The organism is Bacillus sp. RC242, from assembly GCF_044908245.1.
GTDB classification, from domain to species: Bacteria; Bacillota; Bacilli; order Bacillales; family Bacillaceae_G; genus Bacillus_A; species Bacillus_A mycoides.
Map to the genome: position 1 here is coordinate 580855 of NZ_JBIYCZ010000001.1, position 21472 is coordinate 602326.

Consider the following 21472-nt stretch of genomic DNA (forward strand, 5'->3'; position numbering starts at 1 on the left):
CCTCCTCAGATATAAAAGGTTTGTAAATACAAATCCTTTACCCTAACTGTTCTACTTATTTATGATCACGAATCGTTTCAAACCATGTATATAGTTGCTGATATGTGCTATAAACCAATTCTTTCTCTAATTGTAAGTGGTTCATTTTCTCACGATATGTGTTCGATTCAATTAAATCACGCTTTTGTTTTTTGTCTGCCATAAAAATGACACCGTCTTTTATTGTAACAAATTCTAACTCAAAAAACACCTGTGTCATGAAATTTACTGTATCTTTTGACCAACCTTTATGACGACACAGTTGTTCCCCATATTGCCTTAAAGAAAATGGTGTTTTTTGGCTTAAGAAAGAATAGTACCATTTAAAATGTTCCCTCGTTGGGACCGTACTAAATAAATGATTATTCTCTTGATAAAATAGCGTGTAAATTCGAGCTGGGAATCCAGCCTTAAATACATCACCTAATTCATCTGTTCCTTTCGGCAAATCAAGTAGCACAATGTATTGATCATCAAAATGAGCTACCTCTGATGCATGCACGAGCTGTTCTTTATAGCCTTCTAAAGAAAATTTATTCAATACCTCTTCAGAAAAATACACCATTGTTATTTTTTCTTTCGGAAGTTCTGCTAAATTTGCTTCTACATTACGCATACTACGCCAGTCAAATAATTGCCATGCCTCTACAGCAATATCTTGCACCATTAATTGCGGCTTTTTAAAGTTATTCCATTCATTAATGGACACTTCTCCTACTACAGAAACCTTCGCAACTGGAGAGATTTCTTTCGCATAAGTACCAAATCCAAATCCAATCGTGTCCAGTGTTGCTTGTCCATCACGAAGAGCCATTTTCAAATGCGAACCATCAGATCCAATTGCACGGATACTTTCTAAGTCGGCATCTTTCACCGCAATACGCGGTTTCGGATTTCCTACGCCAAATGGCGCTAACTTTTGCATATCCTCAATCGCGGCAAGCGTTACATCCTCTACTTTACAAAATGCATCCACTGCTGTAATCGGAATAAAATCTTCTGCTGTTAAAATTACATCAGCTTGCTCATTTAACCTGCGTCTTAATTCATCCACATCATTCATATTAAGCGTCATTCCCGCTGCCATCGGATGACCTCCGAAATGCGGTAACAATTCACGGCAATCTGAAAGGTTTGCAAACAAATCAAATCCTGCAATACTACGAGCCGATCCCTTTGCTGTTTCTTTATGAGGATCAATGCTTAATACAATCGTCGGACGATAAAAACGTTCAACTAACTTAGAAGCGACAATTCCAATTACCCCTGGATTCCAACCTTCTTTTGCAAGGACTAATACTTTATTTTCTTCTGGCGGGAAATTATTTTCGACTTCAGCGATAGCTTCTTCAGTAATTTGCTTTACAATATCTTTTCGAAGTTTGTTCAGCTCATCAATTTCTTCAGCTAGCTCTTTCGCTTCCTCTGGATCTTCTGATAATAAAAGGTGTACAGCAGGTGTTGCATCTTCCAAACGACCAACCGCATTAATACGAGGTGCGAGTGAGAATCCGATGCTTTCTTCTGTAATTTCGCTTTGCGAAACGTTAGCGACTTTAAATAACGCCTTTAAACCGATATTTCGAGTCATTCGCATATGCTTCAGTCCACGCTGTACTAATAATCTATTTTCACCGTGAAGCGATACTAAATCGGCTACCGTACCGATTACTGCAATTTCCAACAAATGCTCTGGTACACGACCCAAAAGTGCATGTGCAACTTTAAATGCAACACCAACACCCGCTAAATAATGAAACGGATAAACACCGCCTTCTAATTTCGGATGAATAATCGCAAGTGCCTCTGGTAATTCTGGTGGTGGCTCATGATGATCTGTAATAATAAGATCTATTCCAAGTTCCTTCGCTACCTTCGCTTCATGTACCGCTGCGATACCAGTATCGACAGTAATAATTAGTGAGAACCCTGCACTGTGCGCCCAACGAAACGCTTCTTCATTTGGCCCATAGCCTTCAGTAAAACGATTTGGAATATAAAACTCTACTTCTGCACCTAATTCTTTGAGAGCAAGATATAACACAGTCGTACTACTTACTCCGTCCGCATCGTAATCGCCAAATATTAATATTTGTTCTCCATTTTCAATAGCTTTTTTCACACGTTCTACAGTCCGATCCATTCCTTCAAGTAAAAATGGATCATGAAATTCTTGATCTGCTGTATTTAAAAAGTCTACAATCTTATCTTCTGTATTTAAGCCTCTGCCAAGAAATAATGAAGTCACAAGAGGTGATAGTTGCAATTTATTTGCTAATTCACTCACTAGTTCCTCATTATATTCTTTTTCTTTCCAACGCGTCTTCGGTTGTAACACGAAATCACCCCTTAACCTATCCATTATACAAGACAGATTAAGGGGTGACAATATAATGCAAACTACGATTAGATATCTATATAATTAAATATCTGTTATGTTTAATTTGGAGAATACGGATTAATATGTACAAAAACGTTTTGTACGTTATCTTGTTTCATAAGTTTTTCTTTTACATGTTTTCCGATGCGGTGACCTTCTTCTACAGTGATATATGGATCTACAGATACTTTAATATCGACAATAACATAGTGGCCATGTTCTCTTGCATATAAAGAGCCGATTTTTTTCACACCTTCCACTTGAAAAACTGCCTCCCTAAGCGGAACAACATCTTCTTCATGCAGAACATGATCGAGCGTTGCATGAATAGCTTCTGCTCCAATACTCCACGCCATCTTAGCAACGAGAATTGAAACAAATAATCCCGCAATTGGATCGGCATATACAAGCCAATCTATACCTAACTTACCGCCGATAATAGCTGCACAAATGCCGATTAAAGCTGCAATTGAAGAAAACACATCCGAACGATGTTCATATGCATTTGCAATAATTGCAGCACTATTTATCCTCTTCCCTAATCGATATTTATACTGAAACATCCCTTCTTTCACTACAATCGAAAGAATAACTGCAAAAATCGTAATTCCTTTTGGTGGTTCCAAATCTTGTGAAAAAGCTTTTATAGACGAAATCGCTATCTCTATTCCAACAATAAATAATAATACCGCAACAATAATCGCTGAAATCGATTCCGCTTTACCATGACCATACGGATGATCTTCATCAGGCGGTTGCTTTGCCGCTCGTAATCCAAAAAGTACAGCTAACGAGCCAATTACATCTGATCCAGAATGCACTGCATCCGCTAAAAGTGCCTTACTGTTTCCAATATAACCAATTACCGCTTTTACAATCGCTAATATAATATTACCAACGATTCCGACAATAGCACCAAACTCGGCCTGTTTAAAACGTTCATCTTTTTCCATAATTGAAATCCCTTCTTTTCTTAACCTATCTTTTTATCCCGCTATTTGCGCCCCACCTCAAAATCCGGCAAATACAAGGAAGTTAGGTGGGAGATCAACTGCCCGTAAAAGCCCGATTGGTGAGGGCTAATAATAAGTGGGGATGAACAAAACCCCCCACTTATTAAAGTTTCACTTTATTTTAACAAAATCAGCGATAACATCACCACTTTATTCCATTTCATTCTTTCAAAAGTTGCTATCTTATTGTATCCACAAACGAAAAAAGAGATGCCTCATAATGAGACATCATCTTTTTTATACTTGCGGTTCAGGTTCTTCTTTCTCAACCTTCTTCTTGTTTTTTCCCCTTTTCAAACGACGGTTTTCAAGCATTAACCAAATTTGAGAAGCAACGAAAATAGAAGAGTACGTACCTACAACTAATCCAATTAATAACGCAAGTGAGAAGTTACGCAGTGATTCACTACCGAAAATAAGTAGTGCAATTACTGGGAACAACACTGTTAAAACAGTATTAATTGAACGACCAATTGTTTGGCGAATACTTGAGTTTACGATTTCTTCTAGGTCTTTTATGTCGCGAACTCGTTTTTTCTGTTTGTATAACTCACGGTTTCTATCAAACGTAACGATTGAGTCATTGATAGAGTAACCAATAATCGTTAATACCGCAGCGATAAACGTTAAGTCTACCTCTATCTGGAAAAGACTAAACACAACAATCATAACGAACGCATCATGTAATAATGCGATTACTGCAGATACTGCGTACGTAAGACGGAAACGAATACTTACGTATAAAACGATTACTGCAGAAGCAATTAATACTGCGATAAATGCATTTCGTGCAATCTCTTTACCGATTGTCGGTGAAACTGTACTTACATTCGGATCTGTACCGTATTTATCGTGGAAGAATGTTTTTGTTTTCGCAATTTCATCTTTTGATAGAACACCTAATGTACGAACTGCGAAACCTTTATTGTCATCTCCAGTCGGTACAATATTTTCTTCCTTCACATCGATGTTCAATTCTTTAAAATCTTTATGAACATCAGACACAGTAACTGCTTGTTTTGATTGCAAGTCGATACGTGTCCCACTTGCAAAGTCAATACCAAGATTCATTTTGAAAATCGGTAATATAATTGCCCCAGCAATTACGACTACAATTGAGAATAAGAAGAATTTATGACCGATATTTACGAAGTTAATACGATCAAATCTCGTTGGCGGATGTACTACACCTTTTGTTAATGGAATAATATCCTTTTCCTTAACACCAAAGTAAGATTGTTTTTTATCGAAGTAACGGCTCTTTACAAGTAAACCTAGTAAGAAACGAGTACCGAATACGTTCGTAATGAAACCGACTAAAATACTAACAATTAAACTTGTTGCGAAACCTTTTACAGAGCTATTACCGTAAGCAAATAATACACCCGCTGCTGCAATCGTTGTAATGTTCGCATCTAAAATTGTTGCTAATGAACGATGGTTACCAGCACGAAATGCTGACATCATTGACTTACCAATTTTCAGCTCTTCCTTTAACCTCTCGTACGTAATAATATTCGCATCTACTGCGATACCTACCCCGAGCACTAATGCCGCAATACCTGGCAACGTGAGAACCGCATGCATCCAGTTAAAGACAAGTAATGTAACGAAAATGTATAAACCTAACATAATAACCGCTACAAGCCCTGGTAAACGGTAGAATACAAGCATGAATAAGAAGATAATAGCAATACCGATTGCACTAGCGAAAATCGTTTGCTCTAATGCTTGTTGACCAAATTTTGCTCCAACAGATGTTGAATACATTTCTTTTAAATCAACAGGAAGTGCACCTGCATTTAATAAAGATGACAGTTCTTTCGCACTTTCAACTGTAAAGTTTCCACCTACGATAGATACTTCAGCTTGATTAAATACTTGTTCTACTGTTGCCGCTGATAAAAACTTTGGATTCGGTTTTGCAGATTCTGCTTTATACGAATCTTTTCCTTCTTCAAAATCAAGCCAAATTACCATTAAATTCGTTGGTGGTGGCATTTTTGAAATCTTCTCTGTTACTTCACGGAATTTTTCAGCGCTTTTTAACGTAAGTCCAACACTTGGACGACCTTTATCATCAAATGTTTGCTTCGCTCCGCCGCCTTTTAAATCCGCTCCATCCATAAGAAGGTTGTCATCTACATCACGGAATGTTAATTTCGCTTGCGTTGATAACATTTCACGTGCTTTTTGCTGATCTTGTACACCAGCAAGCTGCACACGAATTCGATCCTGTCCTTCGATTTGAATGTTCGGCTCACTTACACCGAGTGCATTGACACGATTTTCAAGAGCACCTACTGTACTTACAAGTGCCTCTCGGTCAATTTTATCACCTTTTTTGGCTGGTTTTACTTCATACAGAATTTCAAAACCACCGCGAAGGTCTAGTCCTAGACTAATTCCTTTTGCTATGTCTTTTCCTGCCGCACCAATTACGCCACCGATTAATAAAACGATGAGGAAAAAGGCGGCAATTCTTGTACCACGCTTTGCCATATGTACCCTCTTTCTGCTACTAACACTTTCAATAAATCTCTTACGATTCATTTTCGCACGTGTGCATACGCCTAGTTAGTAGACTTACTTTCTATAAAATACATGTATTTCCGCTAGTTCATCACTAGCTGTGTCGGTAAGCTTTTCACAATACCTACACTATTCATTATTTATTTTCCCTCTTCACTACCTCCTTTATATATAATCTTAGACATAATTAATTCCTCTTTATCAATACCTATCATTATACTGCAAAAGGAAGAACAAACCAATTACAGCCGGTTATTTATTTTCATATTCATCAAACGACCAAAGTGGCGCTTGATATGCTTCAACAGTTAAATAATTCATATATTCATTAGTACTTACTCTTAATACATCATTTACTAATTCATATAACCTAACATCACTATCTATCTTTTTCCACTTTTTCGCCTTGAGAAACTTCCAAATATCATTATCTGTCACTCGGTCGTAACCGAACAACTGAAACTCTTCTACTTTACTTTCTAAAACGACTTGTAACTGTCCGCGGTATGATTCTACCAAAGCCTCTTTATCCAACATATATAACATCTCCTTCTTATTTCAGCACGAAAAGTCGCTTTTAATCCCGCTCTAATGGACAGTAATAACTTCTTTCAAGAGTACCATTCATACTTCACTCTCTTAAATGCTTGTCATTCTTGTCTCATACGTGCATATAAATTATTGTAAATCATTCCATTGATTTTGAGAAGGTAGGAGAAGAGTATGACGAGACAAAGCTTTTTAAAAGGCGCATTTATTTTAATGATAGCCGGTTTTATTACAAAAATCCTTGGATTTATTAACCGCATTGTAATGGCACGTATTTTAGGAGAAGAAGGCGTTGGCCTTTATATGATGGCTGTCCCCACCTTCATTTTAGCAATTACATTAACACAAATTGGCCTTCCTGTTGCGATTGCAAAATTTGTAGCAGAAGCGGAAGCAGTGAACGACAAACAAAGAGTTAAAAAAATATTAACCGTCTCCCTAGCTGTTACATCCTTTATTAGTATCATTTTAACAATTGGTATTATGCTACTCACACCTATTTTAGCAAAAACATTATTAACAGATGAAAGAACTTACTATCCATTAATGGCTATTTTACCTGTCGTCCCCGTTATTGCAGTTTCTTCCGTTTTACGTGGTTATTTCCAAGGGAAACAAAACATGAAGCCGAGCGCTTACGCTCAAGTCATAGAACAAGTTGTCCGCATTACAATTATCGCTGTATGCATTCGGTTATTTTTACCTTACGGCGTAGAATATGCTGCAGCCGGTGCTATGCTATCAGCTGTTCTTGGCGAAGTTGCATCTTTATTATTTTTACTTACTTTATTCCAGCGCGAAAAACATTTATCTATACGCTCTGGTTTTTTCACTACGGTAAAGGAGAGCAAAAATACATTTTATTCTCTTATGGATATCGCACTTCCAACTACAGGAAGCCGTTTAATCGGTTCCGTTTCATATTTCTTTGAACCTATCGTTGTTATGCAAAGCTTAGCAATTGCCGGGGTTGCCGCTTCTGTCGCAACACAGCAATACGGTATATTGAACGGTTACGCCTTCCCGCTTCTATCACTACCTGCCTTTATTACATACGCTCTTTCTACAGCACTCGTCCCATCAATTAGCGAGGCAATGGCAAAGAGACAGCACAAATTAGTGGAACACCGTTTACAACAAGCCCTTCGAATTTCCTTAATTACTGGTGGATGGTCAGTCGTTATTTTATATGTATTTGCTTCACCCATCTTAACGCTTATGTATGGATCGGACAGTGCAACAGCGTTCATCCAACTTCTTGCACCTTGCTTTTTATTTCATTATTTTCAAAGCCCACTTACATCTGTGTTGCAAGCTTTAAACTTAGCAAGAGCTGCAATGATGAACACATTTATTGGCGCTATCGTGAAATTAATCGTTATTTTTGTACTAGCTTCAAAGCCAGAGTTTCAAATGATGGGAGTTGCCCTCGCTATTGCAGCAAATATAGTGACCGTAACATTCCTTCACTATGCTACTGTTTTAAAGAAAATTAAATTTACCATTTATGCAAAAGACTATATTTTTGGAGGACTTGCCATCGGTATTGCAGGCGCCTTCGGTTTTTACCTTCATAAGTATATTATTTTCTCTCATTCACTTGGCGTACAAACATTATGGGAAATCACTTTAACAACAATCGTTTATATTTTCCTCCTCTTTGCTTTCAAACTCATTCGAAAAGAAGAATTAAGTCGTCTCCCTATCATTCGGAAACTTTCATTTTTGAAGTAAGCAGGCTTGCCATTCAAAATGGTAAGCCTCTAATTTTCTTTCAAATCAACGAAAAACTGTCCATTTTGAAAACTACAATATAAAATCTGTTTCACATCTTTATAACCTAAGTTATTCAGTTTCTCAACGAGCCACCCATCTGTATGTTCGATCATTTGCAAATGATTGTATTGAATTTCTCCATCAATAATTAGTGGGAGTGTAAAAATTGGTGTATCATTTTTGCTCTTTTTACTTTTTTGTTTTTGAAAGACAGATAACTTTCCAGATGGTTCTAAAATAGCGTATTCTACATCACGCACATCTCCGATTCCTTGCTCACGTAGTTGCATCAATAAATCATCTATGTTATATCGCTGCTTCCGCATCTTTTTTTCATCAATTTTACCTGCATTCACAAGAATCGCAGGCTCCCCTTCTATTAAATGCCGAAAACGCTGGAACTTTAAAGAAATGACCGACAAAATGATTTGTATACACATAAGAAAAGTCATTGGAACTAATTGATGCCAAAGTGATTTATCTGTATTTTCAATTGCCACTACAGCCATTTCACCTAGCATAATGAATACAACTAAATCTAATACACTTAATTCTCCAATTTCACGTTTACCCATAAGACGAAAAATAATTAAAATGATTATATACAAAAGCATTGTTCGTCCGATTATTGATACCCATTCCATTTCTACATCCCCTTTTTTTACTTATAGGCTCCCCTACAAAAAAGAAACTAGTCTAACTTAAACAAAATGAAAATATGCTTGTATTAAAAAGGGGGAATGCATAATGGATGGAACGAAAAAATTATCGAGCGCAATCGGCTTCGGTATTATTACCCTATTAATCCTCGCATCTATTACAAGTATGGTCATGGCTCTTTTATTAAAATTTACGAATATTAATGAAGGGACATTAGTAATTATTATTTTTATAATAGCCCTTCTGTCTATGCTTATATCTGGATTTATTGCTGGTAAAAAGGCACAAGGAAAAGGATGGCTAGTAGGTTTCACAACAGGCCTTACATTCGCTATTCTCGTCTTTCTCGTTAACTATTTAGGCTTCTCTCAAACTTTATCGAACTCACAGTTACTCTACCAATTAGCATTAATGGGTGCGAGTACACTCGGAGGTATTTTCGGTGTAAATATGTCAAAACAAAATAGTTAAAAAAAGGCCCTGCACATTTCATGCAGGGCCTTCATCATTAGTTTTTCACAACTTCACGAATCGCATTGCGATCGAAAGTTAAGTGTGCACCACCAGATTTAACAACAATTTTTGTTTCATCCACTGATTCGATTGTAGCGTGTAAACCACCGATTGTTACGATAGCATCACCTTTTTTGATTTCATTTTGCATTTGTGCAACTGCTTTTTGACGCTTTTGTTGCGGGCGAATTAATAAGAAATAGAAAATCGCAAACATCGCAACAATCATAACGATATTCATCATACCTGCATTCATCTTGTGTTCCTCCTTTTAAATTATGTATTAGAAGTTTTTAGCATTCGGTTTATTAAAGCCATACTGTTCAAAGAACTCTTCGCGGAAATCGCCAAGACGGTCTTCACGAATAGCTTGTCTCACCTGCTCCATTAAGTTTAACAGAAAATGAAGGTTGTGATAAGACGTTAAACGAATTCCGAACGTTTCATCACATTTCATTAAGTGACGAATGTACGCACGAGAATAGTTTTTACATGTGTAGCAATCACAGTTCGGATCAAGCGGCCCGAAGTCTCTAGCGAATTTCGCATTTTTCACAACTAAGCGGCCTTCACTTGTCATACATGTACCATTTCGAGCGATACGAGTTGGAAGTACACAGTCAAACATATCAACACCGCGAATCGCACCATCAATTAACGAGTCAGGAGAACCTACACCCATTAAGTAGCGTGGTTTATCATCAGGAAGAAGTGGTGTTGTAAACTCAAGAACACGATTCATAATATCCTTCGGTTCACCAACAGATAGACCGCCTATAGCATAGCCAGGGAAGTCCATTGAAACAAGATCTTTCGCACTTTGACGACGAAGCTCTTCAAACTCCCCGCCCTGTACAATACCGAATAAACCTTGATCTTGTGGACGTTCATGCGCCTTTAGGCAACGCTCTGCCCAGCGGCTTGTACGCTCTACAGACTTTTTCATGTATTCAAAAGTAGCAGGGAACGGTGGACACTCATCAAATGCCATCATGATATCTGAACCTAATGCATTTTGGATTTCCATCGCTTTTTCTGGAGATAAGAATAATTTATCGCCATTTAAGTGATTGCGGAAATGAACACCTTCCTCTTCAATGCGTCGGAAATCACTTAAGCTAAATACTTGGAATCCACCTGAATCCGTTAAGATTGCACGATCCCAGTTCATAAACTTATGCAAGCCACCTGCTTCACGAATAATTTCGTGGCCTGGACGTAGCCATAAATGATACGTATTGCTTAAAATAATGCCAGAATCCATTGCTTTTAATTCTTCTGGTGACATTGTTTTAACTGTTGCAAGTGTACCAACTGGCATAAATGTCGGTGTATCAAATGAGCCGTGTGGCGTGTGCACTCGACCTAAACGCGCACCCGTTTGTTTACAAGTTTTAATAAATTCATAACGAATTGCTGTCATAATTTACTCCTTTTATTTGTTTCTCATTTTAGCGTGAGATGCAACGAACATCGCATCACCGAAACTAAAGAAACGATATTTTTCTTTTACTGCTTCATTATAAGCATGAAGTACATTATCTCTATTTGAAAATGCACTTACAAGCATAATTAATGTTGATTTCGGCAAATGGAAGTTTGTAATTAAACCATCAATTGCTTTAAATTCATATCCTGGGTACATAAAAATATCTGTCCAGCCAGAAGCTGCGCAAAGCTTACCACTATGATCTGTCGCAATCGTTTCTAACGTACGTGTTGATGTCGTACCTACAGTAATAATACGGCCGCCATCCTCTTTCACGCGGTTTAATAAAGCCGCAGTCTCTTCAGACATATGGTAATACTCTGCGTGCATATGATGCTCTTCAATAGTATCTGCAGAAACTGGTCTAAATGTTCCAAGTCCTACATGGAGTGTAATGAATGCTAACCCGACGCCTTTTTGCTTCAATTTCTCAAGTAACTCTTCTGTAAAGTGAAGGCCAGCCGTCGGTGCTGCTGCTGAACCGATTTCCTTCGCATATACCGTTTGATAACGATCGCGATCTTCTAGCGTCTCTTTAATATATGGAGGAAGTGGCATTTCTCCAAGCTCGTCTAAAATTTCATAAAAGATGCCGTCATATGAAAACTCAAGTTGACGCCCACCTTGATCTGCTGTTCCAATGCAAGTTGCTTTTAACTTTCCTTCACCAAAAGAGATGACAGTTCCTTCTTTTACACGCTTCGCTGGCTTTATAAGCGTTTCCCACTTATCGCCTTCCTCTTGTTTCAAAAGAAGCACTTCAATGTGTGCACCTGTATCTTCTTTCACACCGTGCAAGCGAGCTGGCATCACTTTCGTTTCATTTAAAACTAAGCAATCCCCCTCTTGTAAGTAAGAAAGAATGTCCGTAAAATGTTTATGCTCAATATCTCCTGTTTCACGGTCTAACACCATCAATCTTGATGTTTCACGCTCTTCAAGCGGAATTTGTGCAATGAGTTCTTCTGGTAAATGAAAATCAAACAGATTAATATCCATAACTGTATCCACCTATTTCTTATTTGAATCGATTTATTATATACATAATGAAAGATAATGCAATACTTAACACAATACATGTAATGATAGGAAAATAAAAGGTAACGTTACCTTTTTTCACAAAAATATCGCCTGGAAGCCTTCCTATGAACTTCCAAGCTAATCCAACAACAATGAGCAAAATACCAGCTGTAATAAGCAGCTTTGGCATCTCCGTCATACTTTTGGCATCTCCATTCCGAAATGCTCATATGCAAGCGGTGTTACGATCCGGCCTCTTGGCGTTCTTTGTAAAAAGCCAATTTGTAATAAATACGGTTCATACACATCTTCAATCGTATGCGATTCTTCTCCAATCGTTGCTGAAACAGTTTCTAATCCAACTGGACCACCGCGGAACTTTTCAATAATACCAAGCAGTAATTTATGGTCGATATGATCAAGTCCTAATTTATCTACTTGTAATAGTTCTAACGCCATTTGTGTAATTTCCATCGCAATCGTTCCGTCACTGCGAACTTGTGCGAAGTCACGTACACGTCGTAATAGACGATTCGCAATACGAGGTGTACCACGGGCACGTCTTGCAATTTCTAATGCTGCTAACGAATCTATTTCAACTTCAAACACTTCTGCTGTACGTTCTACAATCGCAGAAAGCTGATCTACTGTATAGTACTCTAATCGTGAAAGTACACCGAAACGGTCACGAAGTGGTGCTGATAATGCACCTGCACGCGTCGTTGCCCCAACTAGCGTAAATGGAGGTAAATCTAGACGTACAGAGCGAGCTGACGGTCCTTTCCCAATAACGATATCAAGGCAAAAGTCTTCCATCGCTGGGTATAGCACTTCTTCAATAGATCTATGCAAACGATGAATTTCATCAATAAATAATACATCTCCTGGCTGAAGCGCTGTTAATACAGCTGCTAAATCTCCTGGTCTTTCAATTGCGGGACCTGACGTCGTTCGAATGTTAACACCCATTTCATTGGCAATAATATTCGCAAGCGTCGTTTTACCAAGTCCAGGTGGGCCATATAAAAGTACGTGATCTAACGTTTCTTCACGCATTTTCGCCGCTTCAATAAACACTTCTAAATTATGTTTCGCTTTATCTTGGCCAATATACTGACGGAGCGTCTGTGGCCGTAATGAATACTCTAAATCCGCATCTTCGTATCCAGATTCCCCTGAAAGGAGACGTTCGTCCATTATACTCACCTCTTACCATTTAGTAAAAGACTAAGTGCCTTTTTAATATATTGATCCGTCGTTAGTGATTCTTTTAATAACTCTGGTACAACGCGAGAGACTTCTCGTTCTGCATAGCCAAGTGCACGCAGTGCTTCCAGTGCTTCATCAAGTTCAACTGATGAACCTTTCTTCGTATCAAAACTTTCAGTATCTGAGAACAAATCAACAAACGCATCTGGTACAACATCTGCTAGTTTTCCTTTTAAATCTAAAATCATTTGGCGCGCTGTTTTCTTTCCGACGCCTGGGAACTTCACTAAGAACTTCTCATCTTCATGTTCAATCGCTTGAACGACCTGTCCGGTTTGACCAGAAGCTAAAATTGCAAGAGCACCTTTTGGTCCAATCCCCGATACACCTAACAATTTTGTAAATAATAAACGCTCTTCACGTGTTTTAAACCCGTAAAGTGCCATAATATCTTCTCTCACATAGTGATATGTATAGACACGGATTTCTTGCTTACTTCTTTGAAATACATACGGATTTGGTGTGAAAATTTGATAACCAATTCCATTATGGTCAATTACGACATATTCCGGTCCTACATACTCCACGTAACCTGTAACATATTCAAACAAAATACGATCTCTCCCTCTCAAATCATGTATTCCATTTTAACATATTTAACAATAGAAAAGCGAGACTGCCCCAACAAATGTTCCCCGTTTACAATTTCCGTTTTTTTCTATTGACATAAATACAAAAAGAACATTAATATACAGAAGTCGATAATGATTATCAATATTAATTAAAGGGGTTACATCAGGATGAAACAAAAGCTATTTATTTTATTTACTATTATGCTAGTTGTTCTTTCTATCGTTGGCTGTTCTTCTCAAAAAGAAGAAGCAAAAGCAAAAGAACAACCGAAAACAAAAGTTGTAAAACATGCTAAAGGGGAAGCAACAATTCCAGCTAATCCAAAGAGAATTGTTGATTTATCTGGATCAACAGAGGAATTATTAATCCTTGGACATAAACCTGTTGGCACAGCAAACACATATAAAGATAAAATCCAAAATCACTTAACGGACAAGCTAGACGGTGTAAAGGCAGTCGGCTGGTACTGGGCACCTAAAGTTGACCTAGAGGCTGTTACAGCTTTAAAACCAGACTTAATTATTTTAAACAATCGTCAATTGAAAATTTATGATCAACTAGAAAAAGTGGCACCGACAGTTGTTCTAGAAACAAATCTAGAAGACTGGCGCGGTAAGTTTAAAGAAGTAGGTAAACTATTTGGCGAAGAAAAGAAAGCCGACAAATGGATTGCAGATTACGATAAAAAAGCAGACTCTTTATCTAAAAAAATTAAAGAGAAAACAAAAGATGAGAACTTTATGTTCGTTGCAGTAACACCACAAAACTTCCGTGTATACGGTAGCTTCGGATATGGTGACATCATCTTTAACGACTTAAAACTTCCAGCAACAAAAGGTACAGATTTAAAACAAACGATGGCACAAGTATCACTAGAAGGTCTTGTTGCATTCCAGCCTGATCAAATGTTTATTGTAAACTTCGGCGGAGAAGCTGATAAAGTGTACGAAGACTATAAAAACAGTGCGGTTTGGAAAGATAATAAAGCAGTAAAAAACAATCACGTATATGAAGTATCGAATGAAATCTTCAATACGAAAGCATTCAATCCAATCGGAAAAGATATGCTAATTGATGAAATCGCAAAAGAGATTTTAGCTAAGAATAAATAAGAAAAAAAGCAGCTCACCCTGAGCTGCTTTTTTTCTTATTTTGCACTGCGTATTGCTTCATTTTTTCGATTGTCTTTACAAAACCTTCTTTTGATTTTATGCGAATACCACGTTTCAATTCCGCACGCTCATAACTTTCAAGCTTTTTCATATCAATTTGAAAGAAGGAATGGATCGCGTTATCACTTTTCGGTACCCCTTTAAAAATTTGCAATATCCCTTCCTCTGAAACACCAAAATAACCGCTCGTTTTCAGTAAAGGAGAAATATCATCAACTTTCCTTTGTAATACGATTTGCACATCATCACGATCAACAAGTTGCCATTCTTTATATTGCTGCAAAAACTTTTCTAAATCCGCTACTTTTTCTGTCAGTATTTCCTCGCTTACTTCTCCATCAACATACATACGCTCTAATAAAATTGTAACCTCAGGTACTTTTTCTGTTATTTCTGCCCTCACATCGGATCCATAAGCTAAGCAAAACATCACAACAAAAGCTTGCACTGCAATTAGCATCCATTTCATTTCCGTTCACCTCTTCTAGGCAAAATCATACTTTCATTTGTAGCTTTTCCGGAAATGGGGGTTTTATCCATATAAACAATAGCATTAAATTTCTAAGGAAAATAAAAAATGCAGATAAGGGTTAATCCTCATCTGCATGTATCATTTACTTTTATATAAAATGAAAGACGCCTGCAAAGCAGGCGTCTGATGCGTTTACGGCGAAAGACCAGGCGACCACATTCGCGTGTTTAGCACTTAAGCATATCTCTCGACTTACGTAAATTAGCTCATCGCTTTGCTAATATAACATTAACAAGGTAGAAGCGCAATATATTTCTAAATATATTTTTCTTCCTCTTTCAACCAATTGAAATCTATGTAAATTATAAATTGATTAATGCAATATATATGTTACAATTGATACTATAAATATAAACAGGGGATGAATGCTTTGAAAAAAATTAAAGATGAACGCCTCATACTTCAAACGTTAAAAAACATACGTATTGCCTTTCTTTTTCAATCAATTGGTATAATCGGAATTTTAGGCTATATCGGATTCACAGAAGGAATGGATCAAATTACGAAATCTCCATTGTGGTTATTATTTATTCTTACAAGTATTGTACTTAGTTATTTACAGTTAAGCGTTTCTATCGATGTAGAAGAAAGCGAAAAGGAAATAAAGTTAACTCCTTATTACAAAATTATTTTACGCTCTCTTATTGTAGGAATTATCATAGCTATTATTTATATCATTTTCAGTCCAGAAAGACCTCTATTTGAAGCTATTTTAACAGGTGGTATTCTCTTCATATGCTTTTTAGCGTCTTACTCCGTTAGTTATTTTATAACAAAACGCCGTTTACAAGACGATGATGAATAAAGAGGAAGGGCTAGCCCTTCCTCTTTAATTTGTTATCGCATAGTACCAGTCAGGCCGTAACGAATGTCTCGGAACATATTTGTTATGTCACGATTAAAATCGTTTGTAGCTGTGCCGTTACGTAAACGCGTACTCATTGCATCGACACGAGTAAACATGTCATTTCTTACAGAAACATATACGTTTCTATTTCCAACTTCATTCACAACAGCTTGACGAATTTCGTTCGCCATCGCTGTTTCATTCGTCGCTGTATTACGTGGTTTTACCGCAATCGCTACATCGTTTCCATATACAACTGTAGAAACTCGGTCTACGTTATTCATACGTTTCACACGATTCGTAATTTTCTCCGCAGTTTTACCATCATTGTTAATGTATGAATTGTTCATTGTAATATTACGAGTTGGATGTGGATTAGCAATTTGCCCATTGTAATTTACATCACGGTAATAATTATTATATCCTGTATCGTTACGACCGTTTCTATATGTTACATAATCTGTAGAACGATCGTTACGCGCTACATTATCACGATACTGGTGTGTATCATTATAAGATGTACGCTCGTAATTATAGTTACGTCCATCCATCGCATTATTATCTTTTGGTGTACCACATGCAGCTAATGCACTGGTAACTAACAAAGAAGCAGCAATAACTTTTACTTTCGTATTCAATACAAAAACCCCCTCTGTTAGAATGAACTTCTCTTTCGAAAAGCTCCCCCTTATGATGAGTAACAGAGAGGTTTTTTACACTGTTAATATTTCACTAGGAATTTTCTAACACTTAATGTAAATTCACCATATTCCTAACTATCACGAATACAAAAAAGGTGGGAATAACCCCACCTTTTTTTAAACTTCCTCTTCGTCCTCTTCTTCTGAAACTGGTTCTCCAAATACGTTTGGTGGGTCCGGCTGATAATACATCGTTCCTGGCTGTGGTGCATATGCTGGCTGAGTTGGTTGATAATATAAAGGATTAGCATATTGTGGTCCACCCGGTTGTGGACTATATAACCTACTTTCTCCTCCGCATCCACAATCTTCTTCACCTTGCACGAGTGGCGGCATATTATTATCCATTGGCATCATATTTGGATTTGGCATAGAAGTATATTGCGGTGCCATTTGTTGATACGGCATTTGATTGTATGGATTTTGTTGCTGATATTGCGGATATGGCGGCATCATTGGCTGTTGATATGGCATCATGTTTGGCATTTGATTGTTATCCATTATCGGCATCATGTTTGGCATTTGATTGTTATCCATTATCGGCATCATGTTCGGCATTTGATTGTTATCCATCATCGGCATCATGTTCGGCATTTGATTGTTATCCATTACTGGCATCATATTTGGCATTTGATTGTTATCCATTATTGGCATCATATTTGGCATTTGGTTGTTATCCATTATCGGCATCATGTTTGGCATTTGATTGTTATCCATTATCGGCATCATATTTGGCATTTGGTTGTTATCCATTATCGGCATCATATTTGGCATTTGGTTGTTATCCATTATCGGCATCATGTTTGGCATTTGATTGTTATCCATTATCGGCATCATGTTCGGTATTTGATTGTTATCCATTACTGGCATCATGTTTGGCATTTGATTGTTATCCATTATCGGCATCATGTTTGGCATTTGGTTGTTATCCATTATCGGCATCATGTTTGGCATTTGATTGTTATCCATTATCGGCATCATGTTTGGCATTTGATTGTTATCCATTATCGGCATCATGTTCGACATTTGATTGTTATCCATTATTGGCATTATATTTGGCATTTGATTGTTATCCATTATTGGCATTATATTTGGCATTTGATTGTTATCCATTATTGGCATTATATTCGGCACTTGAATATTAGGCGGTATTACTTGCGGGATAATAACACTTTCTTTTGATACGTTTGGTGAGACTATGCTTCCTATATTTTCTTTCTTCACTTGTGGCGAGACTATGCTTCCTACATTCTCTTTCTTCACTTGCGGCGACACTATATTCCCTACATTCTCTTTCTTCACTTGCGGCGACACTATATTCCCTACATTTTCTTTTTTCACTTGCGGCGACACTATATTCCCTACATTCTCTTTCTTCACTTGCGGCGACACTATATTCCCTATATTTTCTTTTTTCACTTGCGGCGACACTATATTCCCTACATTCTCTTTCTTCACTTGCGGTGACACTATGTTTCCTATATTGTCTTTTTTCGTTTGCGGAGAAATGACATTGTTAGGTTTCATTTTATTAATTTGAGGAGCAATTAACTCGCTTCCCTTTTTTATTACATCTGAAATTTTATATTCTTTTTTCGCTTTAATTGGTGGTTGCGGTGGCTGTGGTAACACATTGATAGAAAATTTAGTGTTTTCTTTCGTAGTAGGTTTTAGTTTTTCTACTTTCTCTACAACAGGTGGTTTTTGAATGACAGGCGGCTTTTCAACTGGCTTCTCTTTTTGAATCGGAATTTCTTTTTGCACTTCTTTTTGTGGCTTCACTTGCACTTCCTTTTGCGGCTTCACTTGCATTTCCTTTTGCGGCTTCACCTGCATTTCTTTTTGCGGTTTTATCTGCATTTCTTTTTGCGTTTGTTGCATAGCTGGTTGTTGTGTAATAGGTGTTGATTGATACGTGATCTCATCTTCATCTTCTATTGCAAGTGGCGTTGGTGTTGATGCAAACTCTTTTTGCTGCACCTCTTTTACATATTGTTTCGGGGGCGCTGAACCCGATCCAGTTTGTTGTTTCACATGAACGCTATGCGATGGCACTTTAATTTTCATCCCTGGCATAATTAGGTCTGGATTACTAAGCTGTGTATTTGTTTTTTTTAGCGTTTCAAAATCCACTCCGTACTTTTTTGCAATTTTCCAAAGGGTCTCCCCTTTTTGCACGATATGAATTTTCAAATTTTCCCCCTCCTGTATAACTTATCTATAAGTAAAAACACTTTGAAGTAACACTTTCTAAACAACATTAACTTCTTTTACTTTTATCACTTCTTCTATTTTCAATATGATTCGAAGTGGAATAAGCATAGAAAAACCGCAATGATTTCCTCAACACAATGTATGCCTATTTCATCCTTGTTATGATTATATGTACGAAAAAAAGCAACGGAAATCCCGCTGCTTTAAACGCGCTCTAACATACGATTTAATGCAAGAACTGCCTCTTCTGTTACTTGTTTCTCTACACGAATAACGTTAATTTGTTCTCCTCTTTCTATGTTCTCAAGTGCCCATAACAGGTGAGGTAAGTCAATTCGGTTCATCGTTAAGCAAGGACACATAAACGGATTTAGCGAAATAATTTCTTTATCTGGATGTTGCTGAATAATTCGGTTCACTAAATTCATCTCTGTACCAATCGCCCACTTACTTCCCGCCGGAGCTGCTTCAATCATATCAATAATATATTTCGTTGATCCTGCATAATCAGAAGCAGCAACCACTTCATAACAACATTCAGGGTGAACAATAATATTCATATCCGGATGATTTTCCCGCACATTTTCAATATTTTTCACAGTGAAGTTTTGATGAACAGAACAATGGCCTTTCCATAAAATCACTTGAATTTCTTCTATATCTCCATCGTACTCTAATGAATCTGTATGCGGGTTCCACACTGCCATTTTTTCTAACGGAATACCTAAATCATACGCTGTATTTCTTCCTAAATGTTGGTCTGGTAAAAAGACGAGACGCTCTTTTTGTGTAAACGCCCAAGACACCATTTGTTTTGCATTAGAAGAGGTTACTGTTGCCCCTCCATTACGACCACAAAACGCTTTGATCGCAGCTGTTGAATTTACATACGTTAATGGAATCATCGTATCCCCAAATAATTTCGCGAGCTCTTTCCACGCTCTTTCTGTTTGTTCAATATCTGCCATATCTGCCATAGAACAGCCGGCACGCATATCTGGTAAGATGACAATTTGATCATCTGTCGTTAACATATCTGCCGTTTCTGCCATAAAGTGCACACCACAAAACACAATATATTTTGCCTCTTTATTATTCGCTGCAACTTGCGCGAGTTGCAGTGAGTCCCCTGCTGCATCTGAAAATTGCACCACTTCATCTTTTTGATAATGATGTCCTGGAATAAATAGTAATGCCCCCATTTTTTCTTTAATTTCACGGACACGCTCTTCCATCTCTAATGTAGACATCGTTTGATAACGCTCTGGTAACATTACTTCAATTGGCTGAACTTTCTCTAAAATACCCATTTATGATTCTCCCCCTCTAAACCACTCTCATTAGGCCTCAATATTAAAACTAATATCAAGTGCTTTCACTGAATGTGTTAACGCTCCAAGTGAAATATAATCTACCCCTGTTTTTCCGTATTTTGATAAATCTTCAATTGTAATACCACCTGAAGCCTCCGTAACGATGGCACTTGGTACAATTTTTGAAAACTCACGAATCTCTTCTGGCGTACGATTATCGAACATAATAACATCTGCGCCGGCCTCTACTGCTTCTCTTACTTGCGCCTCTGTCTCTGTTTCGACTTCTACTTTCACCATATGTCCCAATCTTTCTTTCACCGATGTAACAGCTTTTGTAATCGAGCCAGCAAAAGCAATGTGATTGTCTTTAATCATGACACCATCATATAAACCGAATCTGTGGTTAAATCCGCCCCCGCATACTACAGCATATTTATCAAACATACGTAGTCCTGGCATCGTTTTTCTCGTATCACAAATGCGTGTATGACTGCTATCTAAAGCAAAAACCGCCTTACGTGTCATCGTCGCTATCCCGCTCATACGCTGAATAACGTTTAATATAACGCGCTCTGCCGTTAATAATGATGCGATTGGGCCTTGCACGGTTGCAATTATTTCGCCTTTTTCTACAAGATCCCCATCTTTTTTATGAAGTTCAACTTCAATTCTCTGATCAATTAATTTAAATCCTTCTTCAATTACTAAGCACCCTGCAAATACCCCTGTATCCTTTACAAGAAACGTTCCTTTCGCAAGTGCATTATCGGGAAAGATAAGCTGAGATGTTACATCTCTTTCTCCTATATCTTCTAGAAAAAATCGATTTAATGCTTCCTTAACTTTTAACGTATTCATAAAATCCCTCTTCCCCTTA

Annotated in this window: 20 protein-coding genes and 1 pseudogene; 4 read left to right on the forward strand and 17 right to left on the reverse strand. The window is 37.5% G+C overall.

The window, feature by feature from the left end; translation table 11 throughout:
- Positions 1 to 55 precede the first annotated feature (55 nt).
- The 4 genes from recJ to ABH957_RS03180 all read right to left on the reverse strand — a co-directional run bounded on the left by recJ (position 56) and on the right by ABH957_RS03180 (position 6501).
- Entirely contained in the window at positions 56 to 2377 is a 2322-nt protein-coding gene (recJ, locus tag ABH957_RS03165) for a single-stranded-DNA-specific exonuclease RecJ (protein ID WP_002138444.1), read from the reverse strand.
- Positions 2378 to 2478: 101 nt separating this feature from the next.
- Positions 2479 to 3372 (reverse strand): cation diffusion facilitator family transporter, encoded by an 894-nt coding sequence (locus ABH957_RS03170; RefSeq protein WP_002034095.1) that lies wholly within the window; start codon positions 3370 to 3372, stop codon positions 2479 to 2481.
- A 297-nt stretch (positions 3373 to 3669) separates the two neighbouring features.
- Positions 3670 to 5934 carry a protein translocase subunit SecDF gene (gene secDF, locus ABH957_RS03175; protein ID WP_113935635.1) on the reverse strand — a complete coding sequence of 755 codons (2265 nt, stop codon included), beginning with the start codon at positions 5932 to 5934 and terminating at the stop codon, positions 3670 to 3672.
- A 282-nt stretch (positions 5935 to 6216) separates the two neighbouring features.
- Complete coding sequence (locus ABH957_RS03180) at positions 6217 to 6501, reverse strand: post-transcriptional regulator (RefSeq protein ID WP_002015311.1); 285 nt, start codon at positions 6499 to 6501, stop codon at positions 6217 to 6219.
- Positions 6502 to 6687: 186 nt separating this feature from the next.
- Between ABH957_RS03180 and spoVB the strand changes: the two genes are divergently transcribed.
- Positions 6688 to 8247: a stage V sporulation protein B gene (spoVB, locus tag ABH957_RS03185; RefSeq protein ID WP_113935636.1), complete on the forward strand. Its 1560-nt coding sequence runs from the start codon at positions 6688 to 6690 to the stop codon at positions 8245 to 8247.
- 29 nt (positions 8248 to 8276) lie between these two features.
- On the opposite strand, the gene ABH957_RS03190 is transcribed toward spoVB, so the two are convergent.
- A complete protein-coding gene (locus tag ABH957_RS03190; RefSeq protein WP_002015314.1) occupies positions 8277 to 8933 on the reverse strand; it encodes a DUF421 domain-containing protein in 657 nt (218 codons plus the stop codon).
- 103 nt (positions 8934 to 9036) lie between these two features.
- Here ABH957_RS03190 and ABH957_RS03195 point away from each other — a divergent pair, with 103 nt between their 5' ends.
- On the forward strand, positions 9037 to 9420 hold the full coding sequence (locus tag ABH957_RS03195; RefSeq protein WP_404491110.1) for a TIGR04086 family membrane protein: 384 nt from the start codon (positions 9037 to 9039) through the stop codon (positions 9418 to 9420).
- A 37-nt stretch (positions 9421 to 9457) separates the two neighbouring features.
- On the opposite strand, the gene yajC is transcribed toward ABH957_RS03195, so the two are convergent.
- The 6 genes from yajC to ruvA are packed head-to-tail and all read right to left on the reverse strand — an operon-like array spanning position 9458 to position 13791.
- Complete coding sequence (gene yajC, locus ABH957_RS03200) at positions 9458 to 9718, reverse strand: preprotein translocase subunit YajC (RefSeq protein WP_002015317.1); 261 nt, start codon at positions 9716 to 9718, stop codon at positions 9458 to 9460.
- A 27-nt stretch (positions 9719 to 9745) separates the two neighbouring features.
- Positions 9746 to 10885, reverse strand: coding sequence for a tRNA guanosine(34) transglycosylase Tgt (gene tgt / locus ABH957_RS03205; RefSeq protein WP_002015319.1), 1140 nt, complete (start codon positions 10883 to 10885; stop codon positions 9746 to 9748).
- A 12-nt stretch (positions 10886 to 10897) separates the two neighbouring features.
- Positions 10898 to 11950, reverse strand: a complete 1053-nt coding sequence (gene queA, locus ABH957_RS03210; protein WP_113935637.1) for a tRNA preQ1(34) S-adenosylmethionine ribosyltransferase-isomerase QueA — start codon at positions 11948 to 11950, stop codon at positions 10898 to 10900.
- 19 nt (positions 11951 to 11969) lie between these two features.
- Positions 11970 to 12170: a DUF2905 domain-containing protein gene (locus ABH957_RS03215; protein WP_000138161.1), complete on the reverse strand. Its 201-nt coding sequence runs from the start codon at positions 12168 to 12170 to the stop codon at positions 11970 to 11972.
- Positions 12167 to 13168, reverse strand: coding sequence for a Holliday junction branch migration DNA helicase RuvB (gene ruvB / locus ABH957_RS03220; RefSeq protein ID WP_000344470.1), 1002 nt, complete (start codon positions 13166 to 13168; stop codon positions 12167 to 12169). The genes ABH957_RS03215 and ruvB overlap by 4 nt, the downstream gene beginning before the upstream one ends.
- A 5-nt stretch (positions 13169 to 13173) precedes the next feature.
- Positions 13174 to 13791, reverse strand: coding sequence for a Holliday junction DNA helicase RuvA (ruvA, locus tag ABH957_RS03225; RefSeq protein WP_002088786.1), 618 nt, complete (start codon positions 13789 to 13791; stop codon positions 13174 to 13176).
- Positions 13792 to 13980: 189 nt separating this feature from the next.
- Here ruvA and ABH957_RS03230 point away from each other — a divergent pair, with 189 nt between their 5' ends.
- Positions 13981 to 14925, forward strand: a complete 945-nt coding sequence (locus ABH957_RS03230) for an iron-hydroxamate ABC transporter substrate-binding protein (RefSeq protein WP_113935638.1) — start codon at positions 13981 to 13983, stop codon at positions 14923 to 14925.
- 13 nt (positions 14926 to 14938) lie between these two features.
- Here ABH957_RS03230 and ABH957_RS03235 read toward each other — a convergent pair whose 3' ends face one another.
- On the reverse strand, positions 14939 to 15454 hold the full coding sequence (locus tag ABH957_RS03235) for a BofC C-terminal domain-containing protein (RefSeq protein WP_113935639.1): 516 nt from the start codon (positions 15452 to 15454) through the stop codon (positions 14939 to 14941).
- 433 nt (positions 15455 to 15887) lie between these two features.
- On the opposite strand from ABH957_RS03235, the gene ABH957_RS03240 reads away from it, so the two are divergent.
- Positions 15888 to 16322, forward strand: coding sequence for a hypothetical protein (locus ABH957_RS03240; protein ID WP_002143234.1), 435 nt, complete (start codon positions 15888 to 15890; stop codon positions 16320 to 16322).
- Between the two features lie 32 nt (positions 16323 to 16354).
- Here ABH957_RS03240 and ABH957_RS03245 read toward each other — a convergent pair whose 3' ends face one another.
- The 5 genes and pseudogenes from ABH957_RS03245 to nadC form a co-directional block, all read right to left on the reverse strand.
- Positions 16355 to 17002: a YhcN/YlaJ family sporulation lipoprotein gene (locus ABH957_RS03245; protein ID WP_002034140.1), complete on the reverse strand. Its 648-nt coding sequence runs from the start codon at positions 17000 to 17002 to the stop codon at positions 16355 to 16357.
- A 180-nt stretch (positions 17003 to 17182) separates the two neighbouring features.
- The gene (exsA, locus tag ABH957_RS29440) at positions 17183 to 19120 is read right to left on the reverse strand and encodes a spore coat assembly protein ExsA (RefSeq protein WP_483862338.1); all 1938 of its coding nucleotides are present in this window, start codon (positions 19118 to 19120) and stop codon (positions 17183 to 17185) included.
- A pseudogene (gene safA, locus ABH957_RS03250) lies at positions 19102 to 19258 on the reverse strand (SafA/ExsA family spore coat assembly protein); the annotation flags it as partial. The gene exsA and the pseudogene safA, both read right to left, overlap by 19 nt.
- Positions 19259 to 19482: 224 nt before the next feature.
- Positions 19483 to 20589, reverse strand: coding sequence for a quinolinate synthase NadA (gene nadA / locus ABH957_RS03255; protein WP_113935641.1), 1107 nt, complete (start codon positions 20587 to 20589; stop codon positions 19483 to 19485).
- Positions 20590 to 20619: 30 nt separating this feature from the next.
- The gene (gene nadC / locus ABH957_RS03260) at positions 20620 to 21453 is read right to left on the reverse strand and encodes a carboxylating nicotinate-nucleotide diphosphorylase (RefSeq protein WP_002184918.1); all 834 of its coding nucleotides are present in this window, start codon (positions 21451 to 21453) and stop codon (positions 20620 to 20622) included.
- Positions 21454 to 21472 lie beyond the last annotated feature (19 nt).